The organism is Chamaesiphon minutus PCC 6605, from assembly GCF_000317145.1.
Classification (GTDB): domain Bacteria; phylum Cyanobacteriota; class Cyanobacteriia; order Cyanobacteriales; family Chamaesiphonaceae; genus Chamaesiphon; species Chamaesiphon minutus.
Genome location: NC_019697.1, coordinates 3,057,479 through 3,073,597, shown reverse-complemented (window position 1 = coordinate 3,073,597; position 16,119 = coordinate 3,057,479). Strand labels below are relative to the sequence as shown.

The 16,119-nt window shown below is 44.9% G+C and carries 19 protein-coding genes; 9 read left to right on the top strand and 10 right to left on the bottom strand.

The window, feature by feature from the left end:
- Window positions 1-85: 85 nt before the first annotated feature.
- Window positions 86-1,522, bottom strand: a complete 1,437-nt coding sequence (gene dacB / locus CHA6605_RS14110) for a D-alanyl-D-alanine carboxypeptidase/D-alanyl-D-alanine endopeptidase (protein WP_015160122.1) — start codon at window positions 1,520-1,522, stop codon at window positions 86-88.
- Window positions 1,523-1,729: 207 nt separating this feature from the next.
- The gene (locus CHA6605_RS14105) at window positions 1,730-2,173 is read right to left on the bottom strand and encodes an ABA4-like family protein (RefSeq protein ID WP_015160121.1); all 444 of its coding nucleotides are present in this window, start codon (window positions 2,171-2,173) and stop codon (window positions 1,730-1,732) included.
- Between the two features lie 14 nt (window positions 2,174-2,187).
- Between CHA6605_RS14105 and CHA6605_RS34170 the strand changes: the two genes are divergently transcribed.
- The 4 genes from CHA6605_RS34170 to CHA6605_RS14090 all read left to right on the top strand — a co-directional run bounded on the left by CHA6605_RS34170 (window position 2,188) and on the right by CHA6605_RS14090 (window position 3,648).
- Entirely contained in the window at window positions 2,188-2,355 is a 168-nt protein-coding gene (locus tag CHA6605_RS34170) for a hypothetical protein (RefSeq protein ID WP_015160120.1), read from the top strand.
- A gap of 49 nt (window positions 2,356-2,404) precedes the next feature.
- Window positions 2,405-2,926 (top strand): photosystem I assembly protein Ycf3, encoded by a 522-nt coding sequence (locus tag CHA6605_RS14100; protein ID WP_015160119.1) that lies wholly within the window; start codon window positions 2,405-2,407, stop codon window positions 2,924-2,926.
- A 124-nt stretch (window positions 2,927-3,050) separates the two neighbouring features.
- Complete coding sequence (gene gatC / locus CHA6605_RS14095; RefSeq protein ID WP_015160118.1) at window positions 3,051-3,359, top strand: Asp-tRNA(Asn)/Glu-tRNA(Gln) amidotransferase subunit GatC; 309 nt, start codon at window positions 3,051-3,053, stop codon at window positions 3,357-3,359.
- Between the two features lie 61 nt (window positions 3,360-3,420).
- A complete protein-coding gene (locus CHA6605_RS14090) occupies window positions 3,421-3,648 on the top strand; it encodes an indolepyruvate ferredoxin oxidoreductase subunit alpha (protein WP_015160117.1) in 228 nt (75 codons plus the stop codon).
- Window positions 3,649-3,775: 127 nt separating this feature from the next.
- Here the strand turns inward: CHA6605_RS14090 and CHA6605_RS14085 are convergent, their stop codons facing one another.
- Both CHA6605_RS14085 and CHA6605_RS14080 read right to left on the bottom strand, forming a co-directional pair.
- Complete coding sequence (locus CHA6605_RS14085; RefSeq protein ID WP_015160116.1) at window positions 3,776-4,399, bottom strand: helix-turn-helix domain-containing protein; 624 nt, start codon at window positions 4,397-4,399, stop codon at window positions 3,776-3,778.
- Between the two features lie 91 nt (window positions 4,400-4,490).
- Window positions 4,491-4,964 (bottom strand): Dps family protein, encoded by a 474-nt coding sequence (locus tag CHA6605_RS14080; RefSeq protein WP_015160115.1) that lies wholly within the window; start codon window positions 4,962-4,964, stop codon window positions 4,491-4,493.
- 155 nt (window positions 4,965-5,119) lie between these two features.
- Between CHA6605_RS14080 and CHA6605_RS14075 the strand changes: the two genes are divergently transcribed.
- The 3 genes from CHA6605_RS14075 to menA all read left to right on the top strand — a co-directional run bounded on the left by CHA6605_RS14075 (window position 5,120) and on the right by menA (window position 8,359).
- The gene (locus tag CHA6605_RS14075; RefSeq protein WP_015160114.1) at window positions 5,120-6,016 is read left to right on the top strand and encodes a shikimate dehydrogenase; all 897 of its coding nucleotides are present in this window, start codon (window positions 5,120-5,122) and stop codon (window positions 6,014-6,016) included.
- Window positions 6,017-6,026: 10 nt separating this feature from the next.
- Window positions 6,027-7,247: a hypothetical protein gene (locus CHA6605_RS14070; protein ID WP_015160113.1), complete on the top strand. Its 1,221-nt coding sequence runs from the start codon at window positions 6,027-6,029 to the stop codon at window positions 7,245-7,247.
- Window positions 7,248-7,459: 212 nt separating this feature from the next.
- Window positions 7,460-8,359 (top strand): 2-carboxy-1,4-naphthoquinone phytyltransferase, encoded by a 900-nt coding sequence (menA, locus tag CHA6605_RS14065; RefSeq protein ID WP_015160112.1) that lies wholly within the window; start codon window positions 7,460-7,462, stop codon window positions 8,357-8,359.
- A 73-nt stretch (window positions 8,360-8,432) separates the two neighbouring features.
- On the opposite strand, the gene CHA6605_RS14060 is transcribed toward menA, so the two are convergent.
- Both CHA6605_RS14060 and CHA6605_RS14055 read right to left on the bottom strand, forming a co-directional pair.
- A complete protein-coding gene (locus CHA6605_RS14060) occupies window positions 8,433-9,278 on the bottom strand; it encodes a M48 family metallopeptidase (protein ID WP_015160111.1) in 846 nt (281 codons plus the stop codon).
- A gap of 181 nt (window positions 9,279-9,459) precedes the next feature.
- On the bottom strand, window positions 9,460-10,134 hold the full coding sequence (locus CHA6605_RS14055; RefSeq protein WP_015160110.1) for a hypothetical protein: 675 nt from the start codon (window positions 10,132-10,134) through the stop codon (window positions 9,460-9,462).
- 246 nt (window positions 10,135-10,380) lie between these two features.
- On the opposite strand from CHA6605_RS14055, the gene CHA6605_RS14050 reads away from it, so the two are divergent.
- Window positions 10,381-11,274 carry a zinc metallopeptidase gene (locus CHA6605_RS14050; RefSeq protein ID WP_015160109.1) on the top strand — a complete coding sequence of 298 codons (894 nt, stop codon included), beginning with the start codon at window positions 10,381-10,383 and terminating at the stop codon, window positions 11,272-11,274.
- 180 nt (window positions 11,275-11,454) lie between these two features.
- On the opposite strand, the gene CHA6605_RS14045 is transcribed toward CHA6605_RS14050, so the two are convergent.
- Complete coding sequence (locus CHA6605_RS14045) at window positions 11,455-12,270, bottom strand: peroxiredoxin-like family protein (RefSeq protein WP_041548053.1); 816 nt, start codon at window positions 12,268-12,270, stop codon at window positions 11,455-11,457.
- Between the two features lie 238 nt (window positions 12,271-12,508).
- A complete protein-coding gene (locus tag CHA6605_RS14040) occupies window positions 12,509-12,784 on the bottom strand; it encodes a hypothetical protein (protein WP_015160107.1) in 276 nt (91 codons plus the stop codon).
- Between the two features lie 181 nt (window positions 12,785-12,965).
- Here CHA6605_RS14040 and CHA6605_RS14035 point away from each other — a divergent pair, with 181 nt between their 5' ends.
- A complete protein-coding gene (locus CHA6605_RS14035; RefSeq protein WP_015160106.1) occupies window positions 12,966-13,196 on the top strand; it encodes a hypothetical protein in 231 nt (76 codons plus the stop codon).
- A 144-nt stretch (window positions 13,197-13,340) separates the two neighbouring features.
- On the opposite strand, the gene CHA6605_RS14030 is transcribed toward CHA6605_RS14035, so the two are convergent.
- Window positions 13,341-14,681: a cytochrome P450 gene (locus tag CHA6605_RS14030; RefSeq protein WP_015160105.1), complete on the bottom strand. Its 1,341-nt coding sequence runs from the start codon at window positions 14,679-14,681 to the stop codon at window positions 13,341-13,343.
- An 80-nt stretch (window positions 14,682-14,761) separates the two neighbouring features.
- Window positions 14,762-15,991, bottom strand: coding sequence for a hypothetical protein (locus CHA6605_RS14025; protein WP_015160104.1), 1,230 nt, complete (start codon window positions 15,989-15,991; stop codon window positions 14,762-14,764).
- Between the last annotated feature and the right edge of the window lie 128 nt (window positions 15,992-16,119).

Sequence of the window (16,119 nt, the reverse complement as noted above, 5' to 3'; positions counted from 1 at the left end):
AATTAGCTGGACTCCTAGAACTGATTGGGGAAACATATAGAATACACTGTGAAGTGTCTATCGTTCGGAACCTATGCTGAGTCTGCTACACAGGTTTTAGGATAGGTCTATTGAGGATAATACTAAATACTAGTGGGGAATATTGAGGGGGATTGATATAGCCAGAGAGACTAGCCACTCCACTCAAACTTCCCGTTTTTGCTTTGACAATGCCTTGGGCTAAAGTCCCTTTCATCCGATTTTTGAGGCTGCCACTGATGCCTGCAACGGGTAAGGAGTCCCGATAAATTTGGGCGGTGGGGGAGATTGCCATTGCCGATAGGACACGCACGAAAGCAGTCGGTGCAACTAAATTATGTCGAGACAAACCAGAGCCATCACGGAGACTATAGGCTTGCGGATCTACACCCATTGCCGTGAGATTTTGTTTGAATAGGGCAATACCTAGAGTACTGGTATCTTGACTACTGCTAAAATGTTCGGGATGAGTTCTACCGATCGATTTTAGTAAAACTTCAGCATAGACATTATTACTGCGCTGATTTGTTTCGCTAATTAGTTCGGCAATTGGCGGTGAATCGATCGCGGCAATTTCTGGCAAATTAGTACTATTTTGTCCCGATACTACTCGCGTACTGTCGATCGTGATGCTCGATCGAGTTAAACTTTGAGCAAAGGCAGTACTAAAAGACTGGGCTGGATTGACTAGCGGCAGATCGATTTGGGTAGGAGTAGAATTGAGGGCAAGCTTACCCGTCAACCGAATCGTTGATTTACCAAAAACCGCACTTGCATTGACAGTATTTTGCTCGGTAGCTGGAGCTGTCAAACTTTGGTTTTCTATTTGCCAATTATTTAAACTGGGATCTTTCCAGGTATATGTCAGCGGCATTCCAATTTGTTGCGAGCTAACGACGAGTGGATTAGAATTTTGACCGAACATCAAACCATTAATTGGTGGTGCATAATCGGTCGATAAATCGCCCCATTCCCAATCGCCGTTAATTGGTTCGCCGCGAAAATAACCATCATCGAAGCTAATTTGACCGATCCGATCTCTGCCTTGTTGCTTGAGTTGTTGCGCGATCGAGTCTAAACCAGTCACGGTCAAACTCGGATCGCCTCTACCTACCACTAACAGATTAAATTTATTGCCAGTACTCGGTAGCTGATATACAGAAGTCCGCAAGCGCATTGGCGCACCGAGGTGGCGCAGAGCCACTGCTGTGGTAATTAGCTTGACATTAGAAGCGGGAATAAACAGTCGATCGCCATCTCGATTATAAAGCTGACTCGTGCCATTTAATGTCTGGACGACAATTCCCCAGCGATAGCGACGCAATTCCGGTCGCTCGACGATCGCATTAATGGCTGTAGTCAGTTGGCTGGAGCAAACCGCTGGTAGTGCTGGGGGTGGAGCGACTTGTGGCTGCGCCAGCGACGGCATGGCGATCGATAATTGCATCAATAACCACCCGCAGGCTGTGGCCACTTGCTGACGGGACAGAAATAACTGCGGCATATTGTAGACTCACACCCGATTTTTTCATTCCTCAGTCTACATGGAGTCAGCACATTTTGGCGATCGGCTTTTATCCCGACTCGGTTAGCTTAATTTCTTGTCTCAAATTAGTCCGCGTTTGCGTAGCGTGTCGTAGGCAAAGGCGGACTTTGCATCACTAGCGGCGACTTCAGTCGCTGACTAACAAAAAGCGTACTCGATCGGGTTTTATCCCGGCTCGGAAGTCGGTGTGGGGTTTTTGATTCGAGTGACGATCGCGCTCGTAACTAGATGAGATAATAGTCCCAGGGGGCCAAAGAATAGACCCAAAATCAGTGAATGAGTCGTAATAATGCCTTTATTTTGCCCTTCTAAATAGATGTATCGCCCGACAAATAAGTCCATGACGAGGAAATGCACCCAACCGACAGCAGCAGCCCCTTCATCGGCGAAAAAGCGGGCAATGTCGGATAGTTTGGGATTGGCAAGAGCTTGAGCTGATTCGGGATTGACAGCGACAACGAGTAGATAGAGATACAATCCAGCCAGGGCGATGAATGGGAGGGGCGAGGAAATTACTTTGCGGGTAATCTCCCATTTTGGTAAGACGATGATTAATGCCCAGAATGGCAGGACGAATAAATTAGCAACGTCGAATATTTGGCTAAGCATTGGGCGATTTGTAAATGATGAAGTGGGCAAATAAGTATTTAAGCTCCATTGTAGGCGGCCAAAAGTTGGAGCGAGAAGAATCGACCTGCTACCGCGATCGAACCCTCAAATACGGCTATGGAGAAATGTTACTAGCCCTTGGTTTCATTTCCCAGAACGGTAAAATAGATAGCTATAAGTAAAAATACCTTAAATATTAGTCGGGATTTCGTCCCTACCTCTAATCTAGCCATGCCAAGAACCCAGAAGAACGACAACTTCATCGATAAAAGCTTTACCGTGATGGCGGACATTCTCCTGAAGATTATGCCTACCAATAAGCGGGCGAAAGAGGCGTTTGTGTATTATCGCGATGGCATGTCCGCTCAAGCTGATGGTGAATACGCCGAAGCTCTCGATAACTACGAAGAAGCCCTGCGACTAGAGGAAAATGACTACGATCGCAGTTATATTTTGTACAATATGGGCTTGATCTATGCCAGTAATGGCGAACACGAGCGCGCTCTGAATCAATATTTTCAAGCCGTCGAACTCAATTCTCGCCTATGTCAAGCCCTAAATAACATTGCTGTCATCTATCACTATCAAGGCGAAAAAGCCGCCGATGCAGGCGATATGACAGCTAGCGAGGCTCTACTGGGCAAAGCCGCCGAGTACTGGATTCAAGCCATCAAAATCGCTCCCAACAACTACATCGAAGCCCAAAACTGGCTCAAGACTACCGGACGCTCTCAACTAGATATATATTTTTAATAGGCTTTAGGCTTTAGGGGAAAGGGAAAAGGGTAAAGGGTAAAGGAAATATCGACTAGTTTCACTATCCTCCTCTCCCCGTCTCCCCCTCTCCCCGTCTCCCCCTCTCCCCATCCACCAATTCATGCTAAATCGCGAACAAGTCCACAAAGTAGCCCTCCTCGCTCGATTGGAACTTACTCCAGCCGAAGAAGAACAGTATGCCGGACAGATGAGTAGTATTCTTGACTATTTCGAGCAGTTGAGCGAACTAGATACCGATAATGTCGAACCGACAACTAGAGCGATTCTCCAAGGGAGAGGCTCCGCCAACGATATGAGTAATATTACTCGCCGCGATGAGCTGTTATCTTACCAAAATTTGGAAGGAATCTATGCAGCGGCTCCCGATCGCGAGACTGATTTTTTCAAAGTGCCAAAAATCATGAGTTAGCCATCTGTCGATCGATTTGCGTTACCATTAATTATTGTCGATTATTAGTAGAGAAGAACTCGTGTCCCACTCGATCGTTACCAATGTTTGTGAAGGTATAGCTGACTGTGTAGCGGCTTGTCCGGTTGCCTGTATTCATGAAGGCCCAGGGAAAAATACGCTGGGTACAGATTGGTATTGGATTGATTTTTCTACCTGTATTGACTGCGGAATTTGCATCCAAGTTTGTCCGATCGAGGGGGCAATTTTACCTGAAGAAAGACCGGATTTACAAAGTACACCTGCTTAATTTAATCGATAATTGATAATCGATAATCATCGTTAGGTTTTTGAGATCGGAATTTAAACTCCTAATTTTGCTTACCTTTTGTAATGACAAACCCGACTCATCCAATAAGTCGGGTTAATATTGCCAATCAATTACTAACTTTGGCTCTAAATATGAGCTTATCGCCTTGTCGATAGCCGACATATCTAACGGTTACCGATTCCTCAGGTTGGGCAGTTCCTTCGATTAATTGATGCCAGCGAGGATCGTAGGCGACTTCGGAGCCAATTTCGCCAATTACGGTGACATCCCATTGGTGAATGAGTCGATCGATCGATTGCACTAAGGGGAAGATTTTACTAGCTGGGAAATCTGGATTTTTGGTAGCGGCAGATTTAGCGGCAGGAAAGTAAGTCAAAAAAGATTCTAAGGTTTGCAAGCTTTGGTATTGAAATTCGGCTTGGAGCGTCTCTCGCTGCTGTTGTAATTGTTGCTGGAGATGTTGATATTCTTGTTGGAGAGTCGCTAGTTTTTGGCGATCGGAATTAGAGCTAGGTTGCTTACCAAATGTACTAATCAGTTCGTCGATCGAGATCTGTAAAGTGTTACTAATATTAATTAGTGTTTGCCATTGTAGGGTGCCAATTTCGCGCGATCGCAGCTTCCGAATCGTGCGATCGGAAGTTCCAGTCAATTGGTACAATTTTTTAAAGCTACTAATGCCGACTTTGTGCATTAATTCTTGTAGCTGCACGGTACGATCTTCATTCATGCGAGTCTCTGCTAGCGAGAGGATATCTGAAAAGTAAGTATCAAATATTCTGGAGGGTGGGCACTGCCCACCCTCCTGTGAAATAAATTGATTATTGTTCTAATAAACTTCTCAACATCCAGGCAGTTTTTTCGTGTAATTGTAACCGTTGGGTGAGTAAATCGGCAGTCGGTTCGTCGCTAGCTTTCTCGGCAACAGGAAAGATCGATCGAGCAGTGCGACAGACAGCTTCTTGTCCTTCGACGAGGAGTTTAATCATCTCTGTAGCTTTGGGTACGCTAGTCGTCTCGGGAATCGAACTTAATTTGGCATACTCGGTATAACTTCCAGGGGCGGTAAACCCTAATGCGCGAATCCGTTCGGCAATTAGATCTACGGCTAAAGCTAATTCGGTATACTGAGTTTCAAACATCAGATGGAGCGTTTGAAACATCGGCCCGGTAACATTCCAATGGAAGTAATGAGTTTTGAGATACAAAGTATATGTATCTGCGAGCAACCGCGATAACCCGTCGGCGATTTCCTGGCGAGTATCTGCGTCGATTCCAATATCTACTTGCATCATGGTTGTTAGTAATCCTCAGAATATTTACCAATCCGTACTTAATATTCTACCGATCTCGATCGATAGAACCACAGTCGCGATACATACACTTTACAAATAGACTCAAGTAAATCTAGACGATCGAGTCTGCGCCAATTCCCTCACCCCTAACTTTCATGCCTCAAATTACTGGTACCACAAAATTATTAGGTGTCATCGGCAATCCCATCGCCCATACATTTTCGCCTGTGATGCACAATGCCGCGATCGCAGCCTTGGGTTTGGATTATCGATATGTGGCATTTGATGTCACGCCAGCGAATCTAGCTACCGCACTAGCTGGCTTCGCCGCCATCGGTGTGGTGGGATGCAGCGTGACGATTCCGCATAAGCAAGCAGTGATGCCTCTGCTCAAAGATATTAGTCCGCTAGCAAAGGCGGTAGGGGCAGTAAATACCATCTGGAACGCACCTGAAGGCTGGCATGGTACGAATACAGACATTCCCGGGTTTATCGCCCCCCTGAAGGCAATGACGCGGGACTGGGGCGAGACGACGGCACTAATTTTAGGTAATGGTGGGGCGGCGCGGGCTGTGGTGGCGGGGTGCCATCAGTTGGGCTGTCGCAGCATTCGTGTATTTGGTAGGGATGCAGCGAAATTAGCAGCGTTTGGGGAGAGTTGGCAGGATATTCAGCTTGGTAGGCTTGCTAGCGATGTACCCGTACCTGTAGAGTTGTACGTTCATTTATGGGATGAATTGGGTACTTTTATCGATCGAGAAAATCTGTTATTGGTTAATAGTACGCCGATCGGGATGCACCCACATACGATGGATAGTCCAATTAGTGGGGAGATGATGGCTAAAATAGGAGCTAATTCGATCGCTTACGATTTGATTTATACTCCACGTCCGACTAAGTTTTTACAATTGGCTCAAGGGCATGGTGCGATCGCGATCGATGGGTTGGAGATGTTAATTCAGCAGGGGGCAATTGCGTTTGAATTGTGGTTGCAGCAAGCGGCTCCGAGCGATATTATGCGTCAGGCTTTACTCGAACATTTATCGAAGTGATTGTAATAATATGGGTCTGACTCTATCGCAAATCGATCGACTATTGACAGACTGGCAACAAAAGAGTGATGCTGCCAATCGAAATTTGTTGGAATTGTACGATTTACCTGCTTATCAACGCTTGAGTGGATCGGGTAATCCGCCCAGCAATGTTACAGGAACGACGCAGCAACAGGCAAGTACGGCGTTGACGGCGATCGAGCGGTTATTTGATTATTTGGAATTATTTAATCGACAGATCGATCGGGCGTGTAGATTGAGAAAGGAATTACCGTCCTTGTTTATCAGCGATAGCCAGTTGCAGGAGATCGAACAGTTGTTGTTGGGACTATCGATCGAGTTACCGGAGGCTCAAACACCATTAGCTCAGAGGGATTTAGTCGCTCTCGAACGTCAAACTCGATCGATTTCTCTGGAAGATTTATTGAATCGGATGATGGTGGCATTTGCGATTGCTAGAGATACTTTTGTGGCGGTAGAAATAGCCTGGACAGAATTAGAATCAAAGTTAATCGTCACGCATCGATCGCTTGCAGAGTTGCAACAATTAGCCCAGAACTTACAAGTAGATGTCCCTCCATCATTAGCAACTGCTCAAGCTAATTTTACCGATCTTCAGCTTCAGATCGATCGAGATCCTTTGGGTTTAAATCTAGCGTTTACGCAAGATCTGACCCCGTTAATTGATAATGCGCGCCGCGAACTCGAATCTCTCGCCCAGCAACGCCAACAATTGCAAGCCGATTTTGCCGCTGCTTTGCCATCGCTCCAGTATTTACGACAGCTCGATCGAGACTCGATCGCCGCTTATACCGAAAGTCAGTCTAAGATTAGTCATGGTTTGCCAACGTTCTCGTCCATACCTAGCGAAGAAATTGCCGAACTAGAACGCTGGCTGGAACGGTTGAAAGCCAAATTTGCCGCTGGGACAATTCTCGCCGTGCGCGTTGGTTTGACGAATTGGATGCAGAAGGTGCAGGCGTACACTGTCGCGGCGACAGCAGCACTCACCGCCAATCGCCTCCCGATCGATACCAGACAAGAATTGCGGGGCAGATTGGACGCGCTCTCAGCCAAGGCTCTGGCCAAGGGGAAGGCCGAAGATCCGATTTTGATGGATTTAGCTACTCGGGCGCGCGCGGTACTCTACAGCAGCCCTACAGACCTCAATCTGGCGATCGATTTGGTCGGGCAGTACGAGCGATGCTTGAATCGCAGCTTGACGTGTTAATTTTCTTGGCGATGCACCAATTGGCGAATTGGCGACGTGTTATAGCTAATTAGATATAGAGTGCAGCCCGCTCCTCTCTACCGATCGACAGATCGAGAGTAGTTACGATTCGTTATCTTTTTTGAGTGGAGATTGGCACAACAGTTACGATTGAGTAGCTCTAAGAAGATCGGGCTAAAACTCTAAATTTTATTTTAAATTTTATTTTGATTATGACTACATTTGAGTCGGTCGTTCAACCCAAGTCGAAGTTATGGTTGGCGGCAATCAAGCCACCCATGTATACTGTCGCAATTATTCCCATTACGGTGGGATCTGCTGTGGCTTATGCCCAGACTCAAGCGATCGATCTCAATATTTTAGGGACTTTTTTATTATCGGCGATCGCAATTATTGCATGGCTAAATATTAGTAATGATGTGTATGATAGCGATACTGGGATCGATATCAATAAGGCTGAGTCAGTAGTAAATCTCACTGGCAATCGCAATTTGATGTTCTGGTTGGGAAACTTATTTTTAGGGTTGGGAATAACTGGGATTGCGACGATTTCTTGGTGGCAACAAGATCTTACGGTTGTCGAAATCGTCTTATTGAGTTGCTTTTTGGGCTATAGTTATCAAGGCCCTCCGTTCCGATTGGGCTACCAAGGTTTGGGCGAAATAATTTGTACGATTTGTTTTGGCCCTTTGGCTCTGAGTGCGGCTTATTATAGTCAAACCCAATCGTGGTCCATCGCTAATTTGTTAGCTTCACTAGTTATCGGTATTTCTACTAGCATTATTTTATTCTGTTCCCATTTTCATCAAGTCAAAGACGATCTCGCGGCTGGTAAACTATCGCCGATCGTGCGGATGGGTACGAAAATTGGTGCGGTGGTGTTGAAATGGAGTACTGCTAGTATTTACGCTCTTTCGGCGGTTGGGGTCGCAAGTGGATTGTTTCCAGTTGCCACTTTATTAATCTTTTTGAGCTTACCTTTGGCAATTAAATTAACCAACTTTGTCTCGGAATATCACGATCGACCAGAGCGAGTACGAACCTGTAAATATCTAGCCGTGCGGCTGCATTTTGCCAGTGGGTTGTTATTGGCTGTAGGCTTTTATCTATAACTTTTACTGCTACCAATCCACACGACAAACCCGACTTCTCCAAGAAGTCGGGTTTGTGTCTTTATTAGCTTGTCTAAAAGAAATTGCGTAAATTTTGCTTATAAACACTAGCATTTAAGCCTTCAGTTCGATTCCGATAAGCGGCGGGAATCATATTTTGAAGTCTGGTCGCCCGTTCGCCAGCGGCGGGATGACTGCTCAAAAATTCTGGAGCCGAATTACTATTGGCTAATTTTCGCATAAACTCAGGTAACCCACTAGGCGCATACCCAGTTTGCATCAACATCGTCAAGCCGCGACGATCGGCGTCATATTCATCCTGACGGCTGTTAGGGAGCGTCAGAGCCACTTGGACGCCCATTTGGACGATTCGATCGCGATCGACTCCAGCTACCGAACTGATACCTTGAGCGATAGCTGATTGTCTGACCCGTTGCAGCGAATGTTTTCCGGCAATGTGTCCGATTTCATGACCGATGACGCCAGCTAGCTGTGCTTCATTATCTGCGGCTTTAATCGTCCCAGTATTGATATATACGTAACCACCCATCGTCGCAAAAGCGTTGATGGCATTGTCTTCAACGACTTGAAAAGTGTATCTAATATTTGGTCTGCCACTATTTCTGGCCAATCTTTGACCGATGCTATCGATATAACTACCCACAGCCGGATTGCGATAAAGTTTCACTTGATTGAGAATAGAGCGATTGGTTTCGGCACCCAGACTAGCTTCTTGAGCGTCAGAAACATTCGATAGTTGAATAATTTGGGCACCTTGAATGAGTATTTGCCACCATTCCGCCGCTCGCACGAGCTGGGGTTGTCCCAAGGCAACAATACCGATAGTGAGGATCGAGAGGCTGGCATACAACCACCATCGCTGCAACCAGTGATAGAGTGAAGCTACTCTTACTAACATAAATCTTGTACCAAATTAGCGATCTGAGTAGGAGCGATAACTGCTAAATCGATTTTAACAATTAGTAACGATCGTGACGATATTTCGACCGATTATGTTGCATTCGATCGAGTTAGATAGTCGATCGAATGCGTTTGTAGCGATCTTACCTTCTGTACGCCGATTTCGGCAAGATTTAGCCCTATGGCTTGGCTGTAGATACTGAAGCAGTAGCTTTGAAACTACCAATCATCTGCCTGAAGATCGGCATCGCTTGACGTGAATTTGCGTTGGCATAGACGTATGTTACCTGAAAGATCTCATTACCTTCTCTAAACAATCCGATCGATTCTTTAAACTTGGAGCCTTGAATGTTGGCATCGACAGTCAACAAGACGATCGATCGCGAGCCGACATTGGTAATTTTGCTGTTGACTAGCTTAAACTCTGGCGGCAACATCGAAGGCAACATTTGTGACATCATCTGTTCGATCTCTTTTAATGACACAGTGGCAGGAACTGGTAGCCGCGTAACGATTACGATCTCTGGATTATCGGCTCTAGTGGTATTAATCGCAATCGCTCTGAGGATATTGGGATCGCTCTCTAGTAAATCGCCAAATGTAGCCATCGAGGGAAACATCTTAGTCGCTTCGGTGGTAATCGCTTTTGTCTGAGCATTAGAAGGCACACCACCCTCAAATCCACTCGGAACTGTAAATTCTACGCCATTACCCTGAATGACTGTTTTACCTTGAAGCAGTGCTAGGCTGGGCATCTGCTGTGGGGTGGGTGGCAGCGACTGTGGTGCTGCCACAGCAGCAGTCAATCCTTGAAAGGCAATATAAAAACCAATTCCAGTGTAAAGAAAACGCACGATCGAGACCTCGTAGGGGTAGTGTAGTAATAGCAAAACCTGCCGCCGTTTGAATTGTAAGCCTTACCGATCCGATTGGGTGTGTTTTCGATCGTCATGCACTCTCGGAATGGCTTTTTAAAAACCTGGGGAAATTTTGTTTGTGTAAATCTAAATAAATCGCTCGAATCTACCCAATAGGAAGTTATAGCTCTGACAACGGCAGTTAAATAGCTTTGTCAGCACATATAACTGGAGAATCGATCGATGCCAATAAATAATGTCTATGACAGTAGATTCGATCCGTCTACACATGAGCTTGAGAGAAAACTCGACAATCTAATGCCTCGATCGAATCCTCACTTAAAGCGCACTTTACTAGAAAATAATCAGACTGGGATGATGAGTATCAATATTGCTAGATCGATCCTGCGCGATCGTAACCGCACAGATATCAAGGTTTGCATTAGAGAAGATGAAGTTAATTGCTATAGCTTGTACTTAAATTTGGTTGGTTTATCGGAAAATGTTGCTCACTCTCAAACTGTTGTAGCAGTGACGATTGCTGCACATGAAGTCGGGCACGCTCTTCAGCCACAATTCGAGAAAAAACTTATTAGCTTACTGGGAAAGACTCCGATTCTATATCTCGGTCGTTTTAGTGAATACTTTATTTTATTGTGTAGTTTTCTGGTGCAGATCGGAACATTTGTAAAATCCGACCGAATACCACTATGGAAATCTCAAATTCAAAACAATTATCTTCAATCTCATGGAACAGATTTAAATCGACAATATTTCAATCAGCCTCGATTTTACGATTCTCATTCGGAGAGGCTTCGCCAACGAAATTATCTTGGTAGCTCGATTTGCTCTATTTTAAAGCGAGGAGTTATTTTATTAAAATATTTATTTAGTTATACAATTTTCTTGATTGTTCTCTTCTCGATCTTTATTATAATACCGCCATCGATCTGCTGCATGTTTGTCTGTCGAGCAGTTATTTTGCTAACTGAAATTGATGCGTCTATACGAGCAATGCACCTATTAAAAGATCGTAAGATTTTGAATGAGCGGCAACTGAAGGCAGCACGAAAATTCCTGATTTTTGCTGGATTGAGCTATCTTCGTTTTGGTGCCGTCAAACGATTATTTGATTGAAATGAATCGAGCGATTTCGATCGCTCGATTCATTTCGCATACTAGTATTGAGCGGCGCAAGTTAGGTTACTATTTCACACTCCCCGCTGTCTTGTCTCGCATAATCCGGGAGGAAACCTCCCGGCTGCGAGCCGCTCCCCACCAGAATAGTAACTAGATTTACGCCGTAGACTACTAATTTTACGCTTGCTCCCGCTCGCAGACTTCAGAAGGAATTGTGGTCAGGGCAAATTCAGTTTTTAAAAACGAGAGTGGCTGGCTCATATTAGTGGCAAAACCGAGAATCCCCCGATCGCGATGTTCGTAGACCAACTCTCCATTCTCTTTAAATAAGAAAGTTCCTCCCCGCTGAGTCAGATAAGTAGGATCGGGTACATAAGTGTTCCAATTGCCAATTACCTCCGCCATATTTCGCAGCCTTAAGGTTGCTAATTCAAACGGTCTCTGAAAACCAGTTCCACCCGCTAACTTAAAAAATGAACCCTCGATCGGCGGTAACGGTTTCGCCTTTACAATCTCTCCATCTTGAATTAATTGCGGTGCAGAGCGATCGCCTGTATAACCGCGAAATACCTCGCGCAGCGTACCAGGACTACCGATGCCCGCACACATTAAAATTAGATTGAACCAAGCATTGCCAGCGGCATTAAATCCAGGTAATTTCAGCGACAAGCCTGGATAAAGATCGAGTTGGAGGTGTAATTTGGCATTGGGATCGACAAATAACCATTCAGGGGGAAATCCAGTAAATTCACAGAATTTTAATCCGGCAGATCGATCGCCAACTCCCACCATTCTAATTGTTAAACCTGTCTCTTCGAGTTGTTGACGATCGCGTTGCAGCCACCAAGCATATTCGAGACTGTCGAAATCGCCTAATTGCGGACAGACAATTAATAGCAAGCGTCTGGCTTCACAACCACTCAGTATCGGTACTATTTGACCATCACTAACCCGCTGGCGATCGGTTTGTTGGAAGACTGCGTAAGGCACAATTTCATTAATACTTGGGACAATTTTGAGGGCATTCGCGATGTCGCTGAGAGACTAGCTAAAATTGGCAAGATCGAGCGATTTCGTTATTCAGATAATTAGTGTCAGCGTATCGATCGATTCTTAGTCTTTTGCGCTTCAGCTCTGTAGTAGACCAAACAGCACTCTCGACCGATTTTCTACATTACGGTAGATTTAGGTTATTCTTTCATTCATCAAGAAAAAGCAAAATTAAAAGACTTCACATAGTCGAGCGATTGTCGAAAGATCCCTTATATGTTGTAAAAATTTTATAGCCAGGAAGTACGAGCGCAATCCCGTATTTACTATTTACCGTTCCTGGATAACGATAAGGGGCGTCATCAGGCTCTTGTCCGCCCAATCTGAAAACGAGCGAGCCTACCCAGATATACAGACCGGGAAAAAGCATATCTATGTTATAAGCTACAACACGCAACTCGTCCGATTTGGATTTGCCCCGATCGCTAGTAGATGCATTGGGGGTAATTAAGCTCATGCAACTATTTTTTGTTGGTACTGATTCTAATTTAGCGTATTTGCTAGTCGATCGTCAATTAGTGGTAACACTAGTCGAGACTACACCAGGGAATCGATCTAGTTGCACACTATAGTACCTTACAAAAGACAGACAATGAAAAATTAGTTAGCCTCAATAATTTTGAAAACCATTGAAAAATATGACCTTAGATAAACACCAAATAGATGGATTACCTGAATTTTGTACTAGGACTTTACCCGCAGCAGAATTTGAAAATAGGATGTTTGCGGCTGGCTATAGTCAAGTCGGATCGGCACCAGCACAAGCAGGTAGATCGAAGATTTGGTGGGGACATCCAGACTATCAGCGTGTTGAATCTATCTACAGTTTTGATAGGCAAACTGTAATCACCGCTTATCATGTCGAGTAACTGTTGGTGTACATTTAATCTCAATCTTTTCAATCTTAGCAAAATTTTCAGACTGTCTAGGCTAGAATTTTTACAATATACAGGATTTAGGCGACCAGGTCGTTGTCAATAGTTAAGCAGATGCACCAAGTGTCTGTCCAATAATTATGCACTCATGTCTAACTTTTCAAACTTGACTTTTAAACCATCGCGGGGGTGGAGTGTGGGAATCGGATCGAGAGTGAGGTTTTGGTTGGGTAAAAGTTCCCAACTGTAATGGCGCAGCAGCTTGGCGGCGATAATTTTGAGTTCCATCTGGGCGAATGCCATGCCGATGCAAATTCGGGAACCGCCGCCGTAAGTGGCAAAATTATAGTCTGAAGGTTTGTATTCATATCGCTCCGGCGCAAATCTGTCAGGATCGAAAGTATCTGGTTCGGGATAAATCTCCGCGTCGTAATGCGCTTCGGGAATCCGATACAAAACTTGCCAACCTTTAGGCACTCGATAGCCATTAAATTCAAATTCTTCGGTGACGCCGCGAAATCCACCCCCGACTGGCGGATACATCCGCTCTACTTCCCGCAAGACTCGATCGAGATAAGTCATCTGCTTTAAACTATCGATCGTTATCGGTGCATCTAATCCTATTTGTACCTGTTCGGCTCTGGTTGTAGCTAGAATCTCTGGATGTCGCGCCAGTGCCAAGCATAGCGAGGAAACTAGCGATGTCGTCGTCTCGTGTCCGGCAAATAGCAATAATAATGCTTGCACCTTGAGTTCGGCGACGCTGAGTCGATTGCCCTCTTCATCCTGACTCTGCACCAGCAGTCCCAATGCGTCCTGAGTGGGGGCTTGCTGCCGTTCTAAGACGACTTTTTCGATGTGTGCGAGTAGAACGTCGCGAGCGGCTACAGCGCGCCCATAGGTCGTATAACTCCAATTCAGCGGAATTGTAAATAACCCATTAGTGAGTTCGGTAAACAGGCGGCTCAATTCGATAGTTTCCGCACCAGGTTCGCTGCCAATTAATAACACACTGGCGATTTCAAAGGTAAGATTTTTGAGTTCGGGAAACCAGGTTAAATTACCTGTCTGCGACCATTTTGCGAGATATCGATCGGTAATTTCATTCATGGTAGAGACATAGTTTGTCAATGCTTTGCCATGAAAAGCTGGCATCAACAATCGTCGATTGCGCTGATGTTCTACACCCTCTTGGAGAAATAATGATGCCCCCAATAATTCTTTAAAATTATCCGGCCAACCATCGCGCCAAGAAAACTTGTCGAAATGAGTCGATAAAATAAATTTATTCGCCGCCGCACCACTCATCACAACTGTCGGACGCCCGATAATATGCGTCCGAAAGATCGCTCCATGCTCTTGTCGCCGCTTGGTAGCAAAATCGGGATCGAGCAAAAATGAAAGAGTTTCACCAATCCAGGGTAGTCCGGTTCGACCTGGTGGTAAAGGTAATGTAGCGGCTTGACGAGCGATACTCATTAAATTAATTGATAATTGGGTTGTTAGAGTAGAGTTCGATCGCGATCGATGGTTAAAACTATTGACTGACTGGGAGCAGTTTACGATCGATCTAGCTGCAATCGCAAACTCGATATTTGTTGCACAACTTCAGCCTCAAGATCGGTAGGGATATTTTGCATATTAGCCAAATACCACTGGCAAACCTCGATCGCTCTGCTAATTTGGTGTGAAGATCGCAGCCGACTGATAATCCAGTTTAAACCGTCGAACTGGGCTTGTCCGAATGCTTGGAACGAGACAATTTTTTGAGCTGCCTCAACTTCATTTATTTCGCTAAATCTTGCTACCAGATACATCAATAGATGCGAATCGCAATCGAGCGTTTTGGCGATCGCGACTGCAAGATCGATGTGTTTGCTATCGAGCAGATAGATTACAAACTTTTTGCGACGCGGTTTGTCAGCTAATACTTCACAGGTGTTTTTGACAAAATCTGCTTCTGCGGGAAAATCGACAACTAAGTTACTAAATAACTCTAACAGTCGTACATCTAACAGCCGATTGGAAATTTGCATTTCCAGATCTGTGAAATTATTAGTAATATCGGCGAGATAATTTTCATATAGTTCGATCGCTGCTGTATGTTGTCCTAATTCTGACATCTTATCGGCGATCGCACAGATACATCGACAGTAATCATGGCGATCGAGCACTGGCAGAAGTTGTCGAGCTTCTGTAACTAGATTCATGCGTAGTAATGTCCGAATCGTGCTATTGCCAATCGAACGATTTTGAGTAGATCTGGTAATGGCGATCGCTTCATCGATGCACCCGATATTTAATAGATACTGTACGAACGGCTGACGATCGTCCGAGCGAGCTAATAAAATATGCGCTCGACGCGTGAGTTCGCGTTCGGCTGGTAACTTAGTCGCTAATTCGATATACAGCTCTAAAGCATCGGGATAACCTTTCCGAATTAAGCATAAAATAAAAAATGGATCGCGATCGAGAATTAAATTCCAACCACTCCGCCAAAGCTGATATTCGGCTTTGTGGTTCGCTCGATCTCGATAATATTCAGGACTGACTCTCCCCGCTAGTTCGCCATCTAATGGCATCGCCGTTCTCGGTACGGCAACGCATCGCCCCTGCTTACTATTAGTAACAAATTCTTCAGGATTGGCACTCCAATAAACGCGCTCGTTACACACATTGCAATGACGCACATTGTCGAGATCTGTCGAAGCTAAACTATCCCACTTCTGCGTACAAACAAACTCAAACGCTTCGGGACAATTCCAAATTTCTGGCAATGAATTATTCACGATTTACTATTTACTATCCACTAGTAAGTACATCCCGAAGCTTGCGCGCCGCCTAAACGGCGGTCGCCAAATGCAAACATATAGCAATCTAGATCGATGAAGTGTTAAATTATATTAAGTATATGTCA

Coding starts and splice junctions, on each gene's coding strand:
- dacB (WP_015160122.1), bottom strand. CDS start 1,522: ATGCCGCAGTTATTTCTGTCCCGTCAGCAAGTGGCCACAGCCTGCGGG.
- CHA6605_RS14105 (WP_015160121.1), bottom strand. CDS start 2,173: ATGCTTAGCCAAATATTCGACGTTGCTAATTTATTCGTCCTGCCATTC.
- CHA6605_RS34170 (WP_015160120.1), top strand. CDS start 2,188: ATGATGAAGTGGGCAAATAAGTATTTAAGCTCCATTGTAGGCGGCCAA.
- CHA6605_RS14100 (WP_015160119.1), top strand. CDS start 2,405: ATGCCAAGAACCCAGAAGAACGACAACTTCATCGATAAAAGCTTTACC.
- gatC (WP_015160118.1), top strand. CDS start 3,051: ATGCTAAATCGCGAACAAGTCCACAAAGTAGCCCTCCTCGCTCGATTG.
- CHA6605_RS14085 (WP_015160116.1), bottom strand. CDS start 4,399: ATGAATGAAGATCGTACCGTGCAGCTACAAGAATTAATGCACAAAGTC.
- CHA6605_RS14080 (WP_015160115.1), bottom strand. CDS start 4,964: ATGATGCAAGTAGATATTGGAATCGACGCAGATACTCGCCAGGAAATC.
- CHA6605_RS14075 (WP_015160114.1), top strand. CDS start 5,120: ATGCCTCAAATTACTGGTACCACAAAATTATTAGGTGTCATCGGCAAT.
- CHA6605_RS14070 (WP_015160113.1), top strand. CDS start 6,027: ATGGGTCTGACTCTATCGCAAATCGATCGACTATTGACAGACTGGCAA.
- menA (WP_015160112.1), top strand. CDS start 7,460: ATGACTACATTTGAGTCGGTCGTTCAACCCAAGTCGAAGTTATGGTTG.
- CHA6605_RS14060 (WP_015160111.1), bottom strand. CDS start 9,278: ATGTTAGTAAGAGTAGCTTCACTCTATCACTGGTTGCAGCGATGGTGG.
- CHA6605_RS14050 (WP_015160109.1), top strand. CDS start 10,381: ATGCCAATAAATAATGTCTATGACAGTAGATTCGATCCGTCTACACAT.
- CHA6605_RS14040 (WP_015160107.1), bottom strand. CDS start 12,784: ATGAGCTTAATTACCCCCAATGCATCTACTAGCGATCGGGGCAAATCC.
- CHA6605_RS14035 (WP_015160106.1), top strand. CDS start 12,966: ATGACCTTAGATAAACACCAAATAGATGGATTACCTGAATTTTGTACT.
- CHA6605_RS14030 (WP_015160105.1), bottom strand. CDS start 14,681: ATGAGTATCGCTCGTCAAGCCGCTACATTACCTTTACCACCAGGTCGA.